The sequence below is a fragment of the Pseudofrankia coriaricola genome, from assembly GCF_001854805.1.
Taxonomy (GTDB): domain Bacteria; phylum Actinomycetota; class Actinomycetes; order Frankiales; family Frankiaceae; genus Pseudofrankia.
This window is the reverse complement of the sequence record NZ_MBLO01000046.1, coordinates 18,629-36,658: the sequence shown is the minus strand read 5'-3', so window position 1 is coordinate 36,658 and position 18,030 is coordinate 18,629. Positions and strand designations below refer to the sequence as shown.

Here is an 18,030-nt window from a genome sequence, read left to right as displayed (position 1 = left end):
CCGGCGTCTTTCATGACCTCGCTTCGTTCAGAGGCCTCCGACGGCGGAGTCTGTCGCCCTCGCTCCCAGCCTGTGGTCATTGCTCCACGGCCATCCGGTCGATCGCCCCCACCGCCGCGGCTGGCTTACAAAGGCAACGTCGCGCTGAACGGTCCGTCGAACTGGCAGGCGTTGTCGTAGCTGGCTGCTGCCGGCCCATCGGGGCGAATTCCGAGGGCTCGCCGTGTTGGGTCGATGGCCTCCCTGTCGGCCGAAGTGCCGTAGGGCAGGCCGAGGTGGCGGTGGCGGTAGTCCTCGACGCGGTGCGCGGATTGCTGCCAGGCGGTGGCGGCGGGTTCGGTGTCGGGCTGGGGGCCGAGCAGGCCGGTGAGGTACTCGGCGGGTTCTGCGGTGGCGCGGGAGACGGCGTGGGTGATCTGGCGGTCGAGGGCGGCCTCGACGCGGGCCAGCCGGATGGTGCTCGACGTCCTGGGGGTCTGGGGCTGACCAGGTCGCGTCTGATGGTCGCCGACCGGCTCCGGACTTGCTTCGAGTAGGCCACTGTGGAGGTCACGCCAGGTGGCCGCGAGGGTCGATGTGGGCTGTGTCGCCAGATAGTTGATCTCGACCGTGCTGAGGATGCTCGTGACGGTGTTCCACTCCTGCTGCGCGGTCGTTGGGGCGGGCAGGTCGTAGAGCGTTGCGTCCACGCCGGCCAGGCGACAGAGGTCAGTGATCCGTTGGTCGAGCACGGCGGCTCCGACATGGACGTCGGCCAGCGGTTCTGCCGAGAGCGCCTGGTGGAGCTGGCCGGGGTGATGGCCGTGGTCAAGCAGGGCATGCAGGCCAGCGAGCGCGCGTTCTCGCGGGACGGTGGCGGCTGCCGCGTAGAACCGGTCGCGGGCCGGTGGCGGGAGGGCGCGGGCCCAGGCATCGACGAGACGTGCCGCCTCGTCGCGGTGGCGAATCCAGGGATCGGCCTGTAGGTCGTGAGGATGTGCCCCGGGTGGCGGTCCGGGGTCGTCGGTGTGGGCGGCCGGCTGGTGGCGAGCGTGGTAGACGGCGAGCGCGCCGACGGCCGCTTCCCAGGCGGCGCGGTCCGGGCCGGCCGCCGGACGCGCGCCGATCCGCGCCACCAGGGCCGGCGGTGGGGAGTGAACCGCGTCGATGCGCACGGCGGCTTCAGCCGCGAGTTCGGCGCGGCGCAGCAACACCTGGCTCGGCTCGTTGACGCGCCGAGCCGAGCTGTCGGGCGCCGGATTCGGCGGGAACGGCTCGTTCGGCGCGTCGTCAGGCCGCGCCGAACGAGCCGCGACGCGCGCCGCCGGCGGCGGCGGCGCGGTTTCGGGAAGGGCCGAAGGCGCGATGGCCGTCGGCGCGTCGTCGGTGCGGGTAGGCGTCGCCTCGACGCGGCGCGCCGGAACCTGGCTTGGCTTGGTCGGCTCGGACGCGCCGCGGCGCGAGCTGGCGCCGCGCAGCGCGGCCAACTCGGCGAGGGTGTACCCGCGGCGCAGCTCGTGCGCAGCCGCGGCGAGTGGGTCGTGATCGGTGGCGAGCCGTTCGGTGCAGGAGCGCTCGAGCCGGTCAGCGAGCCGGTCCAGCGGATCGCCGGGGTCGGCGACGGGCGGCAGCCAGGACTCGTCGTCGTCACGGTCGTCGAGATCGACACGGCGCACCACGTAGGCCGCGACGTCGGTACGAGCGCGGGAGAGCATCACGTACAGCCCGGAACGGCTCGTGTCATCGGAGACGACAGCGCGGGCGGTGTCCATCGTCGCGCCCTGCGCCTTGGCCGCGGTGATCGCGTAGGCGTGGCCGAGGCCGCCGTCGCGACCGTCGTCGAACCGGTGGGTCAGGTACTCCCACGGCACGCGGACTGTGCCCTTGCTCGGGAAGTACACCGTGACGAACTGTGCCGCCGGGTTATCGGGATCGACGTGCACGGCGGTGATGACCCCGACCGTGCCGGTGCGGATGTATGCCGATGCCCGCCGACCATCGGGGACCAGGGTGTGGCCGGCCTGGGTCAAGGTGATGACCTCGTCGCCCGCCTGGAACTCCTGACTCGCTGCGTGCAGCACCGGGCCGGTCAGCGTGCCGTCGGCGGAGAGGCGTGCGCGGGCGGCCCGGTTCAGCTTCTCGACGTCCCTGTGCCGCTCAGCCATCATCCGGACCTTCGTCGGTCCCGTGGCTTTCACGGCTGCGCGCCGATCCCGGTCGAGTTCGGGCTGCCCGATGGCGGTGTTGGTGACGATGTCCGTGTCGGTGCCCCGATCTTTGGCGATGTCGGCGCGGATGTCGTCGACGGTGTCCGGGACGGTGCGCGCCCGGCTAGCGACGCTGCCGAGGGTGGCCGTGCCGGCGGTGGCGCCGGTGTGCGCGCTGTCGGCGGACTGGTTGGCGCGGGCGTGCTGTTGGCGTTCGGCGTACCAGTCGTCGACGGCGCGTTCGAGGAGCGCGTCGGCGCTGTCGGCCAGGTGCAGCCGGCCGTCGACGGCGAGGCGTTGCAGCGCGGCACGGGTCGCCGCGCCGCTGTCCGCGCCGACGACGCCGAGGGCTGCGCGCGTCGCCGGGTCAGGAACGGCGCGAAGCGCGCCGAGGGCGGCGCGGACCGGCGCGAGGTCCGGCCCGGCCTGGCGGTGAACCGTGGCCAGCGCCGGGATGTCGGGCGTGTGGGCGGCCAGGTGGGTGAACCAGCCGCCGGCGGCGACCGAGCCGAGCTGGGCGGGGTCGCCGAGCAGGATGACGACTGTGCCGGTGCGGGTGGCGTAGCGCAGGAGCCGTTCGGCGTCGCGGGTGCCGATCTGAGTGGCCTCGTCGACGATCAGCACCGATCCGGGCGGCCAGACGTCGGCCGGGTCGTCGGTGTGGTCGAGCAGCGTCAGCCAGCTGGCCACGACTCGGGCGGGGATTCCGATCCGGTCGGCGAGCTCCTCGGCCTGCCGGCCGCCGTGCGCGGTCGCGAACACCCGCCGGCCGACGGTGTGCAGGATCGCGGTGAGGGCACGCATCGCCTCCGTCTTGCCTGTGCCCGCCGGGCCGACGGCGGGGCGGACCAGGTCCTGGCTGGCCAGCAGCCGACGCACCAGCTCGACCTGCTCGGCCGACAGTTCAGGCGCGTCGCGCCGACCCGCGCCCTCGCCCGCACCGGCCTCGCTGCCGTCCACGCCGTGCCCGCGTGACGCGGTGGCGGTGGCTGTGGCGGTGATGGCTTCCAGGTGCCGCCCGAGAATCGCCGGGTCGACGAGCAGGCGGGGAACCGCGCCGGCGGCGACCTCGCCCTGGCGGTACAGGGCGAACAGGGTGTCCTCCGCTCGAAGCAGCCCTTCGACGGTGTAGAGCGGTTCGGGCTTGTTGCGGCGCCGGTGGCCGGGACCAGTGACCGTGGCGTGCAGGACCACGACCCTGGGGTCAGTGAGGAACCGGTCAGCCAGCCGCTCGACCGCCTCGTCGTCCAGCCGGTCACCGGCCCAGGCCGCGACGCATTGGACGACGTCGCGGCGCAGGAACGTCGTGGCCTGCCCGGTCAACCCGGCCGGGCCTGCGAGCAGATCAAACAGGTCAGCCAGATCCCGCTCGTCAGGCGGTTGCGGGCGATGCTCGGTCGTCGTGGCGAGTGCGCGAACCTGGTCGACGGTCCACCCGGCGGCCGTCAGACGCTCGACCTGAAGTGCCTGCACGGCGGCGTCGGCGAGGACCCGTTTGGGTGCCCGCGAGCCCCGTTGGGCCGCGGCCGCCGTCGCCCCCGAGGGTTCGAAGCCAGCGGCGACGAGCTGCGCGAACTCGTCCATCACCTCGCCGTGCCGGGTCGAGAACGCCCCCAACAGTTCGGTCGGGAACGCCGCCAACTCCGCGACCCCGTTGCGGACCGGTCCCCACTGCACGCCGCGCCGCACAGACAGCTCGTGGCGCAGGACCGCGGCACCGAGATAGCCAGCCGTCTTGACATGGCCGAGCAGCACCTCCCCGTCGATCGCCCGCCATTCCCATCCGGCCGCCCGCGCCGGCCGGCCGGCGGACGAGGCCGTCTCCCCGCCGGCAGCTCCTGCGCGGTCAGGGTCGCCGGTCTCGGTGGGTACGGCGACCGCGTTGATGATGATGTTGTGGATGTGCAGGTGGGCCTCGGTACTGCGGGAGACGTCATGCAGGTAGGAGGCGACCCCCAGGCCGAGTGCCTGCCGGTTCACCCCACCGACCATCCCGAACGTCGCGTGACGCTCCAGGTAGCCGATGACCGCGTCGACCGCGGCGTTCAGCGCGGCCGCGACGTCCGCGCGCAGCGCCTCATCCCCGAACGCCCACAGCAGGCTCACCGACTTCGGCGCCGCGCACACCACGTCATAGCCGAGAACCGTCGCCGGCGGCGTCCGCTGCGCCGACCAACGGTCCAGCTCATCGCGGCGTACCCGCCAACGTCCGTCCGCCCCACGTTCCCCGACGAGTTCGTCGACCTTCAGTGGCCCTCCCGGTCGGCGGCCGGATGCCGACGCACGGCGGGCGCCGGCCGTGGCCGTCGTGTCGGTTCCCGCCCGGTGCTGCTTGTCGTCGTTCGCCTCGTTGCTCGGATCGGCGCTGAGGCCCTGAGCCCGTGCGGCAGCAGCTTCGGCCGTGCGGCGGGCGAGCCGACGTAGGTAGGTCGCGCTGACCCCGACGATCGTCGACGCCTCCGCCAACGTCAGCAGCTCCGCGTCGCGCGGCTCATCTGGACCCGCACCGTTCTGGAGCCCGCCGGCACCACCAGCCGCGTGGGCAGTGCGTTCAGCTGTGGCCCCGCCGCTGGCGTCATCGGCAGCGGCGGCAACGCGCGAGACCCGGCCGGCGGAGCCCTTCCCGACCGGGGCCAGCAACAGCCGGCCGGTCACGGCATGCTCACCACGCAGCAGCCGGGCCAGCGCCTCGCCCGGCACGTCGCCGCGCAGACCCACCAGGTCGGCAGCCAACCCGCGGGCCCGGCCCCGAGCGTGGCCCCGGCCGTAGTAGCCGGCCAATCCGGCACGACTCTCCGGTTGCCCGCCCTGCACATAGGCGACCACCGCCACCGCGGCATCGGCGATCGCGCCGGGATTACGAGCCCGGACCCGCAGCACCTTCGCCGTCGCGATCACCGCGTCGCTCGCAGCTCAGCGCGAGGCCAGCCGGTCCGTGGACAGCGAGCCAAGGGTTGGACCTGGTGCGGCATCGGGCTCTCCGAGCGCCGAGGGCCGGTCGCCCCGGCCAGGGCCGGCCGGCTGAAACACCGGACCGGCCCTGCACGCTGCCCGGGACTGTCATCGCAAGGGACATCGCGAAGGTCCTCGCGCACGACACCACAGGCACCATCCGCGACGCGATCACCAGGCCCGGCCTGCCGATCACGCGACCGAGTACGGCCTGAGCATCACGCCGGCCTTCGTGGACGACATCGCGGCTGTCATCGCGTTCAACTCGGTCATCGCGCGGGACATCGCGTTGGGACCGCTGCCGCATCAGGCCCATCAGGCGGTGCTGGGCTGTGGATAGCCAGACCGGCCCGAACCATTCGTACATATCATGATGCTATGAACGAACGAACGGACGTGGTGGATCGGCGGACAGTCTGTGCCTACCCCGGCTGCGGCGAGCCGGCCGCGGCGCCGCCGGCGACCGGCGGACCACCCCCCCGATACTGCGTCCGGCCGGACCACACGGCGCAGACGGCGTTCCGTGCGCGCCGAGCCGGCAAGTCCACAGCCACGCAGCCCGAATCGGCGGGTGGCGGCGATCGGCCGGCGAGCCTCGCGGGCGCGTCGCTGCGGGCAACCGTCGATCGGCTCGGCGAGCTGCTCGCCGAGTTCGAGGCCACCGCCGGGACGGCCCGGGAACTACTGGGAACCGCGACCGATCCGGAAGCTGTCGCCGCCGAACTCGCGGCCGTGCGCGCCGAGGCGATGAAGACGGTCGCGGACGCGGAGGTCAACCTGGCCGCCGAGCAGCAGGCCCGGCTGACCGCCGAGGACGCCGCGTCCGAGATGCAGGCCGAGTTGGAGCGTGCCCGCGCCGACGCCGCCCAGGCCCGCCAGGAGGCCGCCACGGCAGCCGCGCAGGCGGCACAGCAAGCACAGCGGGCGCAGGCCGCCGACGACCGGGCCACGGAAGCCATCCGCCGTGCGCAGGTCGCCGACGCCGCACGCGCCGCCACCGAGGCCGGTCGCGACCAGGCACAGCGCGCAGCCGAGGCCGCCGTCCACCGCGCCGAGATCGCCGAGACCGAGGGTGCGCACCAGCGGACCGACCTCGACCGGGCGATGGAACGCGCCGCGGCTGCCGAGACCGGCCGGGACGAGGCGCACCGGGCGCGAATGGACGCCAGCCAGCAGCTCGCGGTGGCACGCGGGGACGAGGCTTCCGCCCGCCAGGCCGCCGAACTCGCTCGGCTGCGCGCCGCCACCACCGAGGAGCTTCTTGTCGCCGCCCGTGAGACCGCCGCCGCACAGCAGGCCCGCGCCGAGCAGGCCGTCACTCACCTGGACGCTGCCCGAGCCGAAGCCCGCGATGCCATCGGACGCGCCGCCCGCACCGACGCCGCCCGGCAGGCCGCCGAGCAGGCCCGGGACGACGCCCTCCATCAGCTCGCGACAATCACCCTGCCGATAGGCCAATAGGCAGTCGGCGAGCCGTTGACCGCGCCCACCTCCTGATCACCCATCCCGATCCGGTTGCCGCGGCGTTTTCCGCCTGATGGAACGGGCGGTCCGATCGTGGGGCCCGGCGTACAAACACCTATGTGACGGAGAACGGTGCCGCGCGGCGGCGCGCTGGGCGGCTGGGCCTTCGGGTAGCGGCCGGGATCGCTGGTGCCGGAGCCGGCGCCGCGGGCGTGGCGATCTGGCTTTTGCCAGCTCAGATGTATCCAGACGCAGGAGACGCGGACGCGCGGGCGGCGCTGCAGTCCGGTTTGCTCACCGCGTCCGCCGCCCTGATCGCCGTCGTCGGTGGCCTCATTGCCTTGGACGAGACCAGGCAGGCCAACGCGGAGATTCGGCGGGCGAACGAGAACACCCATGTGCGCGAGCTGTATACGCGTGCCGTGGACCAGATCGGTTCAGAGATCATCACGGTACGCCTCGGAGGGATCTACGCCCTGGAACGCATCGCCGAAGATTCTCCGCCAGACCAGCGCACCGTGGTCGAGGTCCTTTCTGCCTTCATCCGGGTACGTAGCACCGCGCTCTCCCAGCGGCTTGCCGCGCGTGCCGGAACCGACGGGGAATCGCCGACACCGACGTATCCAGCGGCAGACATCCGTGCCGCGATGCAGGTCCTCGCGCGCCTTCCCGTCCGCGAGAAAGTTCCGCGTTGCGACCTCACCGGCACCGACCTCGCCGGACCTGCCAGCCTTGCCCACCTCACCCTGACCGACGCGAACCTGGCCGATGCGTGGCTGAGCGGAGCGGATCTGAACGGCGCCGTGTTGAGCGGAACGAACTTGACCAACGCGCGGCTACGCGGAGCCGACCTGACCGGAGCCTGGCTGGACGGCGCGAACCTCACTAATGCAAGGTTGAGCGGCGCGAACCTCACTAACACCCTGCTGAACGGAGCCATCCTCACCGGCACCCGGTTGAGCCGCACGAACCTCGTCCGCGCGGTGGGGCTCTCGCAGGAGCAGGTCAACGCCGCATGGGGGGACAGCGAGACCCAGTTACCGGAATGGCTGACACGCCCAGAGTCGTGGCCGGCTGGGAGCTGATTCGCGCAGACAGGACGGCAACGAATGTCCTCATCCGCACAAGGAGATCCTGCCCGCTGGACCTCCCGACCGCGTCTTCACATCAGCGCACGGAGCCTCATCTTCCCTAGATCAAGATCGGCGGGACGGTCTCATTCCGAAGCCGGGGTGTATTTCGCCAGGACCTGTTCGATGCGGTCGACGAGGCGGAAGTCGAGTTCGGTGATCTTCTGGCCGGCGGAGTAGGTGGTGAGGCTGAAGTGGAGGGTTTCCCAGCGCAGGTCGATGTCGGGGTGGTGCTGGAGTTCCTGGGCGGGGGTCATGACGTCGTTGATGGCTTTGACGGAGGTGTAGTAGTCGAGGTGGAACGTCTTGTGGATCTCGTCGCGGTCGGGAGCTTTCTCCCAGCCGTCGAGCTGTTCCAGTCGGTGGGTGACCTCGTCGGCCGGCAGTGGGGCGCGTAGTCCCATTTCTTTGCTCCTCCTACAGTGTCGCGAGCAGTGCGTTGGCGTCGCGTCCTGACTGGGTGTCGTGCCAGGGCGTGAGCTGGTGCCATACGTCGGCCAGTTCTTGGCGCAGCCGGGCTGAGCCGGTCTCGTGGGCGATCGTGACGGCGTCGTCGAGTGCGCGTACGGCCTCGTCTGGCTGGCCGGCCTGGGCGCTGGAGAGGGCGAGCCGGGCCTGGTAGACGCCCGTGTCGCGGCGGGCGGTGGGTGGGAGGGCGTCAATGACCTGTTGCCAGAGTGTGCGTGCTTCGGTTCCGAGGCCGAGGCGGTTGTAGCAGGTGGCGCGCTGGGCTTCGAGGTAGTTCGGGGTCCGGCGGCAGGCGTTGTACCAGGGGTAGTCGTCGTCGACCTGGGGCAGCAGGGACGCGGCCCGGTCGAGGGCGGCTTCGGTCGCGGATCGGTCGCCGCTGAGCGCGTGGCCGTGGGCGGACTGCTGGAGGGCCTGGATCCGGACCTTCGCGCAGAGCATGGGCTCGTCGGCGAGCGCCGCGCCGGTCAGGTCGAGCGTTCCCGCTCCGTCGCGCTGGTCGGTGCAGATCATCGCCTTGTTCACCAGGGCGTGGCGAATGAGCTGGGCGTCGCCGACCCGGTGGGACAGCTCCAGGGTCTCGTTGGCCCACTGCGCCGCGGTGACGAGGTCGCCGGCGTCCTGGTGCAGCCAGGTCAGCAGGCCGGTGTAGGCGGCGCTGGTGCGCAGCAGGTCGTGGCGGATCGTGCCCCGGGAGGCGCCGGCCAGCTGACGGGTCAGCTCCTGTTGGACGAGGACAGATGGGATGACAGCGCGCGGGCCGTGGACGGCTTCGGCGGCGTAGAAGCTGTCGATCTGGTCGGTCAGGTGCTCGACGACCTGCCGCGAGATCTGGCCTGGTGACTCCACCGGAACTGCTTTCCCGCCGGCGAGGAGCCCCGCACCGCTGCCCGCCAGGAACGTCCGCCGGTCGACCGCCACGATGACCACCTCTCCCACCTCGGCAAGAACCCGATAGGGGCCTACCCGCCCGCCTGCGGTCACACGGCAGCTGATATCCGCATCGGACCCGCTGACCGGCGGCGGATCGGCGGATTGCCAGCGGCGTGGTTCGCCGGGGCGGTCGAACCACAGGAGGTCGGCGGGGATGCCGAGGATCTGGCTGTAACGGACCAGCTTGCTGAGCTCTTCCGGTGCGCGGCCGTTCTCGATGCGGCTCAGCTGCGCCTGGGTGAGCCCGAGCCAGCCCGCGACGACCTCCTGCGGCAGGGCCTGGCCGTGCCATTGATGGCAGCGGTAGGCGTAGATCACGCGGCCCATGTGCCAGGTCGCGAGAGCCTCGCGCATCTCGGTGGACCGCCAGAACTCGCCCGCGACGGCGGGCGGGTGGCCACGGCCGCCGGTCGCCGTGCTCTGGCAGGCGCTGCAGGTCGCCGCTCGGTTGTCGGCCGCGAGGCGGTGGCCACAGCGGGAACAGTGGCGGCGCGGGCGGTCGCCGGTCATGCCAGGCCGTCTCCCCGGGGTCGCTGGTTGGGGCGGTCAACAGGTGGACGCTAGCACCGGCTGTAGCGGTGTCTATGCGTGATGCGTATGGGCCTGTATCCGTTCGTCGCATGGCGGCGTCGTTTGCCACGGCCGACGCTCTGAACGTCACAACCAGGTTCTCCGGGGGCGCGGCCCTCCAGGAGAGCCAGATCTGGCACTCAGGAAGGGGAGCATGAGCAACGCGCGAGTGGAACCCGGCCCCGCCGCGGACGACCGAGCCGGCGTGCTGCGGGCGGCGATGGTCGAGCGGCTGCGTGAGCTGGGCGCGGTGCGCGGCGAGGAGGTGGCGCGGGCGTTCGCGACGGTGCCGCGGCACCTGTTCGCGCCGGGCGCGAGCCTCGAGGCGGCGTACGCACCGGAGAACACGGTGCTCGTGCGGCGGGACGCGGCCGGGTCGCTGGTGAGCACGGTCTCCGCGCCGCACATCCAGGCGATGATGCTGGGGCAGGCCCAGGTCCGGCCCGGGATGCGGGTTCTTGAGGTCGGCAGTGGGGGCTACGACGCGGCGTTGCTCGCGGAGTTGGTCGGGCCGTCGGGTGCGGTGACGACGGTCGACATCGATCCGGAGGTCGTCGACCGGGCGCGCGCCTGTCTGGCCGCCGCCGGCTACGACCGGGTGAGTGTCGTGCTCGCGGACGCCGACGCGGGTGTCCCGGAGCGGGCGCCGTTCGATCTGGTGCTGGTGACCACGGGGATGTGGGACATCCCGCCCGCGTTCACCGACCAGCTCGCGCCGCGTGGGCGGCTGGTCGTGCCGCTGCGGCTGCGGGGTCTCACGCGGTCGGTGGTGTTCGAGGCCGATGGCGGCCGGCTGGTGAGCCGGGGTTACGAGCTGTGCAGCTTCGTGCCGGTGCGCGGCGCGGGCGCCCACCTCGACCAGGTGATCCGCCTCGACGGTGACGACGCGGCGATCCGGTTTGAGGACCCGCCGGACGCCGACCCGGCCTTGGTCCGCCAGGCGGTGTCCTGGCCGCGCGTCGAGGTCTGGTCGGGAACACGCATCGGGGAAGGCGGGCAGTTCGAGGGCCTGCTGCTGTGGCTGGCGACCGGGCTGGACAACTTCGGGCTGCTCATGGCCCGACCGGCGGCCGTCGAGCGTGGCGTCGTCGGCCACGCCTGGCCGCTGGGGGTTCCCACGATCGTCGGGAAGGGCAGCTTCGCGTACCTCGCGCTCAGTCCGAAGTCCCCGGGTCAGGAGTCGCGCGAGTTCGGCGTGTACGCGCACGGTCCGGACGCCGATGCGCTCGCCGAGCGAATGGCCGCCCGGATCCGGACCTGGGACGGCGGGAGCCGCACCGCACGCATCGAGGCCTTCCCCGCTGGCACCCCTGACTTCGTACTTCCCGCGGGAGCCGTCGTTCTCGACCGGCGCCACCGGCGGCTGGCCCTGTCCTGGCCGTCCGCCACTGATCTTCTGATCTGACCCTCGGAAACCCCGCATGTCTCTCGTTCACCAAGGAGGAAATCCCGTGACCCTGCACGCGAACGCCGCCGCGCCGACCGTCGAGGCCGATTTCGATCTCGACGTAAGCATCGTCGAGTCCGGCCCGATCCTCGACGAGCTGATGCGCCTGACCGACGACAACTGCGGCACCACCTGCCAGAGCGCCTGCAGCACCACCTGCGCGTAACCGGCCTCGACGCCGGACGCTGACCCCGTCCATACCGGCACAGCCCGGCCGGATCCTCTCCACCGGCCGGGCCGTGCGGTTTGAAAGGCCTGACTCATGCAGATCGCCCTCGGCGCACGGCCTGGAGCCGATCCGCCGGCGACCGGTGCGGGGCCTCGGCCGAGCGCTGCCGCTGCCGAGAATCCGGCTCGCGGCCGGTTCGCCGACGCGACGGCTGGCGCGGGCGGCCCCCTGTACGAGGTCGTCGACGCGGCGATGGTCCGGGTGGCCGAGTTGGTGCCTGAGCTGGCCGCCCTCCCCTGGCCGGATCTGGCCGGCGGCGCCGAGCAGGCCGAGCACTGGCGTGGCTGGCTGTGCCAGATGTGGGCCTGCAAGCCGTTCGCCGCGGCGGTCGAGCTGGCCAGCCCGGCGCTCGCCGGACAGATCAAGCGGGTATACGCGGGCGAAGAACTGCCGGCACGCCAGGTACGGCGTGCGGTGGTGTCGGTCCTGCGCTACCGGCTGCGCGCGGCGAGCCGGGCGACCCCGTTCGGCCTGTTCGCCGGCGTCGCACCCGTCACCTTCGCCCCGGCGCTGACCTTCGACGACAGCGGTCACCCCCACGAGGTCGGCCGGGTTGACGCGGCCTGGCTCGACGGCGTCATCCGCCGACTCGAGCGGTGCGGCGAGCTGCTGCCGCGCCTGCTCGTCGCCGTGAACAACCTCGCGTTCGTACGCGACGGGCGGCTCGTGCTCGGTTGCCGGCGGCCAGCTGCCGAGGCACCGCGCGGCTCGGCCCTGGAGGTGTCTGTGCGGCTCACCCCTGCGGTCGAGACAGTCCGCAAGGCGGCGGTGATGCCCGTGCCCGCTGGTGATCTGCTCGCCAGGCTGGCGGCTGAGTTCCCCGCCGCGCCGGCGGGCGCTGCCAGCAGGCTGGTCAGCGACCTGCTGGACCAGGGCTTCCTGCTCTCCGCGCTGCGCCCCGCTGCGACCGCGACCGATCCGCTCGGACACGTCGTCGCCGCCCTGGACACCGCGGGCGCTGGCACGGCGGCCGAGGCCGCCGGGATGTACGACGAGCTGCGCCGGCTTCACCGCGGCCTGGCCTCCACCAGCACCACACTCGCAGCCGTCGACCGGCGTGCTCGCCGCGCGGCGACGGCCTCAGCCATGGCGGACGTATGCGCCGCACAGCGGCCGTTGGCCGTCGACCTGCGCTCGTCGTGCGCGCTGGCACTGCCAGCGGCGGTTGCACGCGAAGTGGAGCGGGCGGCCGCGCTGCTGACCCGGCTCGCGCCGCACCCCGCCGGCAGCCCGGTATGGCGCGACTACCACGCCCGCTTCGTCGAACGGTTCGGCGTCGGCGGCCTCGTCCCGCTCACGGACCTGCTGTACGCCGAGACCGGCCTCGGGTTCCCCGCCGGATACCGCGATACACGGCTGGCGCCGCCGCGGTCGCCGGGCCTGACCACACGCGACGAGCTGCTGCTCGGCCTGGCCCAGACCGCCGCCGCGACCGGCCGCCGCGAAGTCGTCCTCGACGAACGGCTGCTCGCCCAACTGGTCACCGACGTCGGGGCGGTACAGCCACACACCGAGATGCGCTTCCGGCTGCACGCCCCGACCCGGGCCGCGGTTGAACGCGGCGAGTTCCGACTGGCGGTCGCCGGAGTCTCCCGATCGGCCGGGACCACAACCGGCCGGTTCCTCGACATGTTCGACGGCGCCGACCGCGAACGGATGCTCATCGCGTATCGACGGCTGCCGACGCTGACCGACGGCGCGCTCGTCGCGCAGGTATCCGGCGGGACGCTCTCGACGCTGGCCGAGAACGTCGCCCGCGCGCCGCGCGTCCTGCCGCACCTGATCGCGCTCGGCGAGCACCACCCACCCGGCGACGGGCTGATCGATCTGGCGGAACTGGCGGTGACCGGGGACGCCGACCGGCTGTGGCTGGTGTCCCTGGCGCGCGGCGTGGCGGTCGAGCCGGTCGCGTTCCACGCCGTCGAGCTCACCCGCTCGGCGCATCCGCTACTGCGTTTCCTTTGTGAGATCGCCACGGCACGGGTCGCCGCGTGCACCCCGTTCTCCTGGGGCGCGGCCAGCCGGCTGCCGTTCCTGCCCAGCCTCCGCCCCGGCCGCACAATCCTCACCCCGGCCCGCTGGCTCCTCCCCACCGACGCCCTTCCACCGGCCGCCGACTTCGACGAATGGGCGGCGAGCCTGACCGCCTGGCGGGACCGCTTCGGCGTCCCGGACGTCGTCTTCGCCGGCAAGGACGACCGGCGGCTACTCCTCGACCTGACCGAACCCGCCCACCTTCACCTGCTGCAGAGCGACCTGGACCGGGCCGGACAGGTCACGCTGCGGGAGGCGCCGCCGCCGGATACGGCCGGCTGGTGCGACGGACGCGTCGTCGAGATCGTCGTGCCACTCGCCACCACCCAGCCCGCGATCCGGCGTCCCCGCGTCTCGCCCAGCCGGGCAGCGCGGGTGCAGGACGGCCATCTGCCAGGCGCCGGCGACTGGCTGTACGCGAAGCTCTACACCCACCCGGACCGGCAGACCGCGATCCTCACCCGTTACCTGCCCGAACTGCTCGCCTGCTGGCCGGAACCGCCCCAGTGGTGGTTCCTGCGCTACCACGACCCCGAAACCCACCTACGCCTCCGGCTCCGCCTCCCCGACCCGGACGCCTTCAGCGACGCCGCAGCGACGGTCGGCCGGTGGGCGCGTCGGCTGCGCCGGCTCGGACTGCTCGCCACGCTGCAGTTCGACACCTACCTGCCGGAGACCGGCCGGTTCGGTGCCGGAGCGGCGATGGCCGCCGCCGAGGCGGTGTTCGCCGCGGACTCAGCCGCCGCCGTCGCCCAACTCGCCGCGACCGGCCGCGGCGGAGCGCACCCACACGCTCTCCTAGCCTCCAGCTACCTCGACCTCACCGCCGCCTGCCTGCCTAGCCGCGACGACGCGGCGCACTGGCTCGTCAGGCGCCTCCCACGCACACCAGGCCCCACCCTCAACCGCGACCTGCTCGGCGAAGCGATCCGCCTTGCCAGCACCGACGACCCGCCGAATGTGCGGTCCCTGCCCCGCGGCGACCAGGTCGCCGACGCCTGGGCGCGCCGCCGCGCCGCGATCGACGCCTACCGGGACACGCTCGCCGCCACCGACGGGACCACACCGCTTGACGTACTGCCCAGCCTTCTTCACCTGCACCAGACCCGCGTGACCGGGCCCGACCCCGACGCCGAGACCGATTGCGCCCGGCTGGCTCGCGCCGTCGCCCTCACTCTCACGCGCCGCAGTTCGGAGACCTTGTGACTGCCGTGCGCGCCCGGGCACTCGCGATGGTCGCGGCCATTGCTGACCGGCTCGCGGACCCCGCCGCCGTCCCGCCGGGCCCGGGCCGTCGCCGCGGCCAGTCGCTCGCCGGCGGCGCGGCGGGCATCGCGCTGCTGCACATCGAACGCGCCCGCACCGGCCACGGCGACTGGTCCACCGCCCAAGCCTGGCTGCGCGAAGCCACCGCCGAACCCATCAGCGCCGGCCCCAACGCCACCCTCTACTTCGGCGCCCCCGCACTGGCGTTCGTTACCCACACCGCCGTCAACCGGCCCGGCCAACTCCGCGACGCACTCGCCACACTCGACGCGGCGACGGTCGCCATCACCCGCCGCCGCCTCACAGCCGCACACGCCCGCCTCCGCGCCGCCGGCCGGCCGCCGCTCGCGGAGTTCGACCTGATCCGCGGGCTCGCCGGACTCGGCAGCTACCACCTACGCCGCGGCCACCCGATCACAGTCGACATCCTCGCCTACCTCACCCAGCTCACCGAACCGCAGCCGGACGGGCTGCCCGGTTGGTGGACCGACGTTGACCCCAGCGGCGCCCCATCCACCGACTACCCGACCGGGCACGGCAACGCGGGCATGTCCCACGGCATCGCCGCGCCCCTGGCCCTGCTCGCCACCGCCGTCCTGCACAACATCGAAGTCGACGGCCAACTCGCTGCCATCGAGCGCATCTGCGCCTGGCTTGACCAATGCCAGCAGGCCAGCCCTTCAGACGCCTGGTGGCCCGGCATCGTCACCGAGCCGCAGGCCCGGCCAGGCGAGACCCAGACCGCCAGCCGGCGGCCCCCGTCCTGGTGCTACGGCCTGCCCGGGATCGCCCGTGCCTACCAGCTCGCCGCACTCGCGACCGGCGACACCGCCCGCAGGCACACCGCCGAGACCGCGCTGCTCACCTGCCTACGCGACTCTAACCAGCTCGACCTGCTCACCGAGCCAGGCCTCTGCCACGGCCTCGCCGGCCTGATCCAGACCGCCCACCGCGCCGCCGCCGACGCCACGACTCCGGAGCTCGCCGCCGAACTTCCGGGTCTCGTCGAGCGCCTCCTCGCCCGGCTACCGACCCAACTGGCCGCCGACCCGGAACTGCTCGACGGCCTCGCCGGCGCCGCCCTCGCCCTGCACACCGCCGCCACCAACACCTCCCCCGCCACCGGCTGGGACGCCGCACTCCTGCTGACCTGACCTGGAAGAGCCCCGATGACCACCAGCCCAACTCGGCTCGCCACCGCCGAACCCACCACCCCGCAACCAACCCGTCCAACGTGGCACCAGGCGACCCTCCGGTTCGCCCACTACGACGCAGCCGACACCATCGCCACCCAGCTGATACAGGCCATGACCGAAGCCGAGGACGACGGCCTCCTCACGTCCTGGTGGTTCATCCGCAAGGCGCCCTGCTGGCGACTGCGGATCCAACCGGCCACAGATGTTGCCAGCCCCGCAGGCCCCGGCGCGGCGGCCGCCGTATTCGCTCGGCTCGACGCGCTGCGCGACGACGGCCATCTCGCCGCCTGGACCGAGACGATCTACGAACCCGAAACCCACGCGTTCGGCGGTCCGGCCGCCATGAACCTCGCCCACCGGCTCTTCCACCACGACAGCCGCCACGTCCTCGCGCACCTCGCCACGCTCACCAGCCATACCGACCTGCGCCGCGAACTGTCAGTCCTGCTCTGCTGCGCACTGATGCGCGCCGCCGGCCAGGACTGGTACGAACAAGGCGACATCTGGGCACGCGTCGCCGCGACCAGGCCCAACCCACCCGCCGCCACAGGCGCCGCCCGCAGGCTCGAATCCCGGCTACACCGACTCCTCACGACCGACACCAGCCCCGGAACACCCCTGACCAGCGCAGCTGGGCCGCTGGCCTCGTTCACCGGCTGGGCCGGAGCGTTCACCGACACCGGCCGGAACCTCTACCGCCTCGCCCACGACGGCAACCTGCAACGCGGCCTACGCGCCGTCCTCGCCCACCACGTCCTCTTCCACTGGAATCGCCTCGGCCTGCCCTACCCGACCCAGGCCCTGCTCGCCCACACCGCCGCGAACGTGATCCTCACATGACCAGCCGGGACCTTCCGCGGCCGATTGTCGACTGGTTCCCGCTCGTACCCCGCTCACGCCCGCCGGCCGGAAGCCTCACAGCCCGCCTCGCAGAGATCCACCGGCTCGCCCGAGCGCCCCAGCCCATTGAGGGCGCGGGGTTGCCCACCGCCGAGGCATTGAACAAGGCAGCGCTCCTCGCCAGCGACCACAGCATGGCGAGCCTCGCCGCAGACCTGTGCCGACGCCAACTCCAGGTGTTCGTCGATGCCGCACCGCTGCCGCCAGTCCTCCTGAAAGCAGCGCTACAACCGCTGGTCAACCTCGGTCGCCTCGCCACCCGCGCCGGAGACACCGCCCGGGCCTATGCAATCTTTACCGGGCTCTACGACGCAGCCCGGACCCGCGGCACCGTCAGCATCGAGCAGACCGACGTCGACTTTGCCGAACTCTCCGACGGCCACGACGCGTTGCGCACCGCCGAACGGTTCCTCTGGACCGTGCTACTCGCCGACGGCACCCGCGCCCTGACCCAGGCAGGCCGCTGGGCAGATGCCCTCGACCACGTCCGCCGGCACAACGGCATCGGCCAGCGCCTCCTCGACGGCCGCCAGGTCCTCATCCTCGCTCACTGCGCCACCCGCAACTACCGCGAAGCCCTTGGCCACCTCGACGCCAGCCTCACTCAGGATCCGTGGGAGAAAGCCGTCGCCGCCGTCCTGCGCCTCCTATGCCTGCGGACGGGCAACCTGCCATCCGAGGCCGCGTCCGCCGCGGCCACAAGCGCCTACCTCACGCTCGGCACCGACCGCGCCCACGTCGTCTTCCGCACTCGCCTCGGCCTCAGCCTCCTTGCCCTCGCTCCCAGAGGCCCCGCCGTCAGGGCCGTCGCCACCCGGCTTGTCCAGGACGCGCGTTGTCACTCCGACGGCCGCGCCGTTGCGATGGCTCTCAACGATCCCTACCTGCGGCCTCACCTGACCGTCGACGAGCTGGACTGCCTGACTCACATCGCCGCCGAAGCCGGCCAGGCCCGCGATACCCTCCCGCTCGGACTCCTCGCCGACCTGAAGACCTCCGCGGACATCGCCGAGAACAACCTCAGATACGCCATCGCCCGACTCATCACGGGCCACCACCACGCCAGCGGTGTTCCTACGAACACGTCGCATTGACACAGACCGCGCCTGGTTCCACCGGGGGGCCTCAGTCGCCAGCCCACCTGCGGGCCGACGCCCAGCGTCGTCCGGTGGGCGGAGAAGCCAGACTTCACGGCTACCGCAACCCCGAATCTTGCGGGGGTCACCGCTCTACGTCCGGCACACATGGAAATTGC

At 72.5% G+C, this 18,030-nt stretch carries 11 protein-coding genes; 8 read left to right on the top strand and 3 right to left on the bottom strand.

Going from position 1 to position 18,030, the window contains the following annotated elements:
* Positions 1-125: 125 nt before the first annotated feature.
* A complete protein-coding gene (gene mobF / locus BCD48_RS09330) occupies positions 126-5,084 on the bottom strand; it encodes a MobF family relaxase (RefSeq protein WP_071047930.1) in 4,959 nt (1,652 codons plus the stop codon).
* 432 nt (positions 5,085-5,516) lie between these two features.
* On the opposite strand from mobF, the gene BCD48_RS09325 reads away from it, so the two are divergent.
* Together BCD48_RS09325 and BCD48_RS09320 are read left to right on the top strand one after the other, a co-directional pair.
* Positions 5,517-6,599 carry a hypothetical protein gene (locus BCD48_RS09325; RefSeq protein ID WP_071047929.1) on the top strand — a complete coding sequence of 361 codons (1,083 nt, stop codon included), beginning with the start codon at positions 5,517-5,519 and terminating at the stop codon, positions 6,597-6,599.
* A gap of 215 nt (positions 6,600-6,814) precedes the next feature.
* Positions 6,815-7,687, top strand: coding sequence for a pentapeptide repeat-containing protein (locus BCD48_RS09320; RefSeq protein WP_349308003.1), 873 nt, complete (start codon positions 6,815-6,817; stop codon positions 7,685-7,687).
* A 131-nt stretch (positions 7,688-7,818) separates the two neighbouring features.
* Here the strand turns inward: BCD48_RS09320 and BCD48_RS09315 are convergent, their stop codons facing one another.
* Together BCD48_RS09315 and BCD48_RS09310 are read right to left on the bottom strand one after the other, a co-directional pair.
* A complete protein-coding gene (locus tag BCD48_RS09315) occupies positions 7,819-8,136 on the bottom strand; it encodes a 4a-hydroxytetrahydrobiopterin dehydratase (protein WP_071047927.1) in 318 nt (105 codons plus the stop codon).
* 13 nt (positions 8,137-8,149) lie between these two features.
* Positions 8,150-9,643: a helix-turn-helix domain-containing protein gene (locus BCD48_RS09310; protein WP_071047926.1), complete on the bottom strand. Its 1,494-nt coding sequence runs from the start codon at positions 9,641-9,643 to the stop codon at positions 8,150-8,152.
* 214 nt (positions 9,644-9,857) lie between these two features.
* Between BCD48_RS09310 and fxlM the strand changes: the two genes are divergently transcribed.
* From fxlM to BCD48_RS09285, 6 genes are all read left to right on the top strand, one after another.
* Positions 9,858-11,108, top strand: coding sequence for a methyltransferase, FxLD system (gene fxlM, locus BCD48_RS09305; RefSeq protein WP_071047925.1), 1,251 nt, complete (start codon positions 9,858-9,860; stop codon positions 11,106-11,108).
* 46 nt (positions 11,109-11,154) lie between these two features.
* Positions 11,155-11,316: an FxLD family lanthipeptide gene (locus BCD48_RS45770; RefSeq protein WP_241841609.1), complete on the top strand. Its 162-nt coding sequence runs from the start codon at positions 11,155-11,157 to the stop codon at positions 11,314-11,316.
* A gap of 96 nt (positions 11,317-11,412) precedes the next feature.
* Positions 11,413-14,619: a lantibiotic dehydratase gene (locus BCD48_RS09300; protein WP_198543168.1), complete on the top strand. Its 3,207-nt coding sequence runs from the start codon at positions 11,413-11,415 to the stop codon at positions 14,617-14,619.
* A complete protein-coding gene (locus BCD48_RS09295; protein ID WP_071047924.1) occupies positions 14,616-15,833 on the top strand; it encodes a lanthionine synthetase C family protein in 1,218 nt (405 codons plus the stop codon). Before BCD48_RS09300 ends, BCD48_RS09295 begins: the two co-directional genes overlap by 4 nt.
* Before the next feature lie 15 nt (positions 15,834-15,848).
* Entirely contained in the window at positions 15,849-16,715 is an 867-nt protein-coding gene (locus BCD48_RS09290; RefSeq protein WP_071047923.1) for a thiopeptide-type bacteriocin biosynthesis protein, read from the top strand.
* Positions 16,712-17,869 (top strand): tetratricopeptide repeat protein, encoded by a 1,158-nt coding sequence (locus BCD48_RS09285; protein WP_071047922.1) that lies wholly within the window; start codon positions 16,712-16,714, stop codon positions 17,867-17,869. Before BCD48_RS09290 ends, BCD48_RS09285 begins: the two co-directional genes overlap by 4 nt.
* Positions 17,870-18,030 lie beyond the last annotated feature (161 nt).

Coding starts and splice junctions, on each gene's coding strand:
- BCD48_RS09325 (WP_071047929.1), top strand. CDS start 5,517: ATGAACGAACGAACGGACGTGGTGGATCGGCGGACAGTCTGTGCCTAC.
- BCD48_RS09315 (WP_071047927.1), bottom strand. CDS start 8,136: ATGGGACTACGCGCCCCACTGCCGGCCGACGAGGTCACCCACCGACTG.
- fxlM (WP_071047925.1), top strand. CDS start 9,858: ATGAGCAACGCGCGAGTGGAACCCGGCCCCGCCGCGGACGACCGAGCC.
- BCD48_RS09300 (WP_198543168.1), top strand. CDS start 11,413: ATGCAGATCGCCCTCGGCGCACGGCCTGGAGCCGATCCGCCGGCGACC.
- BCD48_RS09285 (WP_071047922.1), top strand. CDS start 16,712: ATGACCAGCCGGGACCTTCCGCGGCCGATTGTCGACTGGTTCCCGCTC.
- BCD48_RS09310 (WP_071047926.1), bottom strand. CDS start 9,643: ATGACCGGCGACCGCCCGCGCCGCCACTGTTCCCGCTGTGGCCACCGC.
- BCD48_RS09290 (WP_071047923.1), top strand. CDS start 15,849: ATGACCACCAGCCCAACTCGGCTCGCCACCGCCGAACCCACCACCCCG.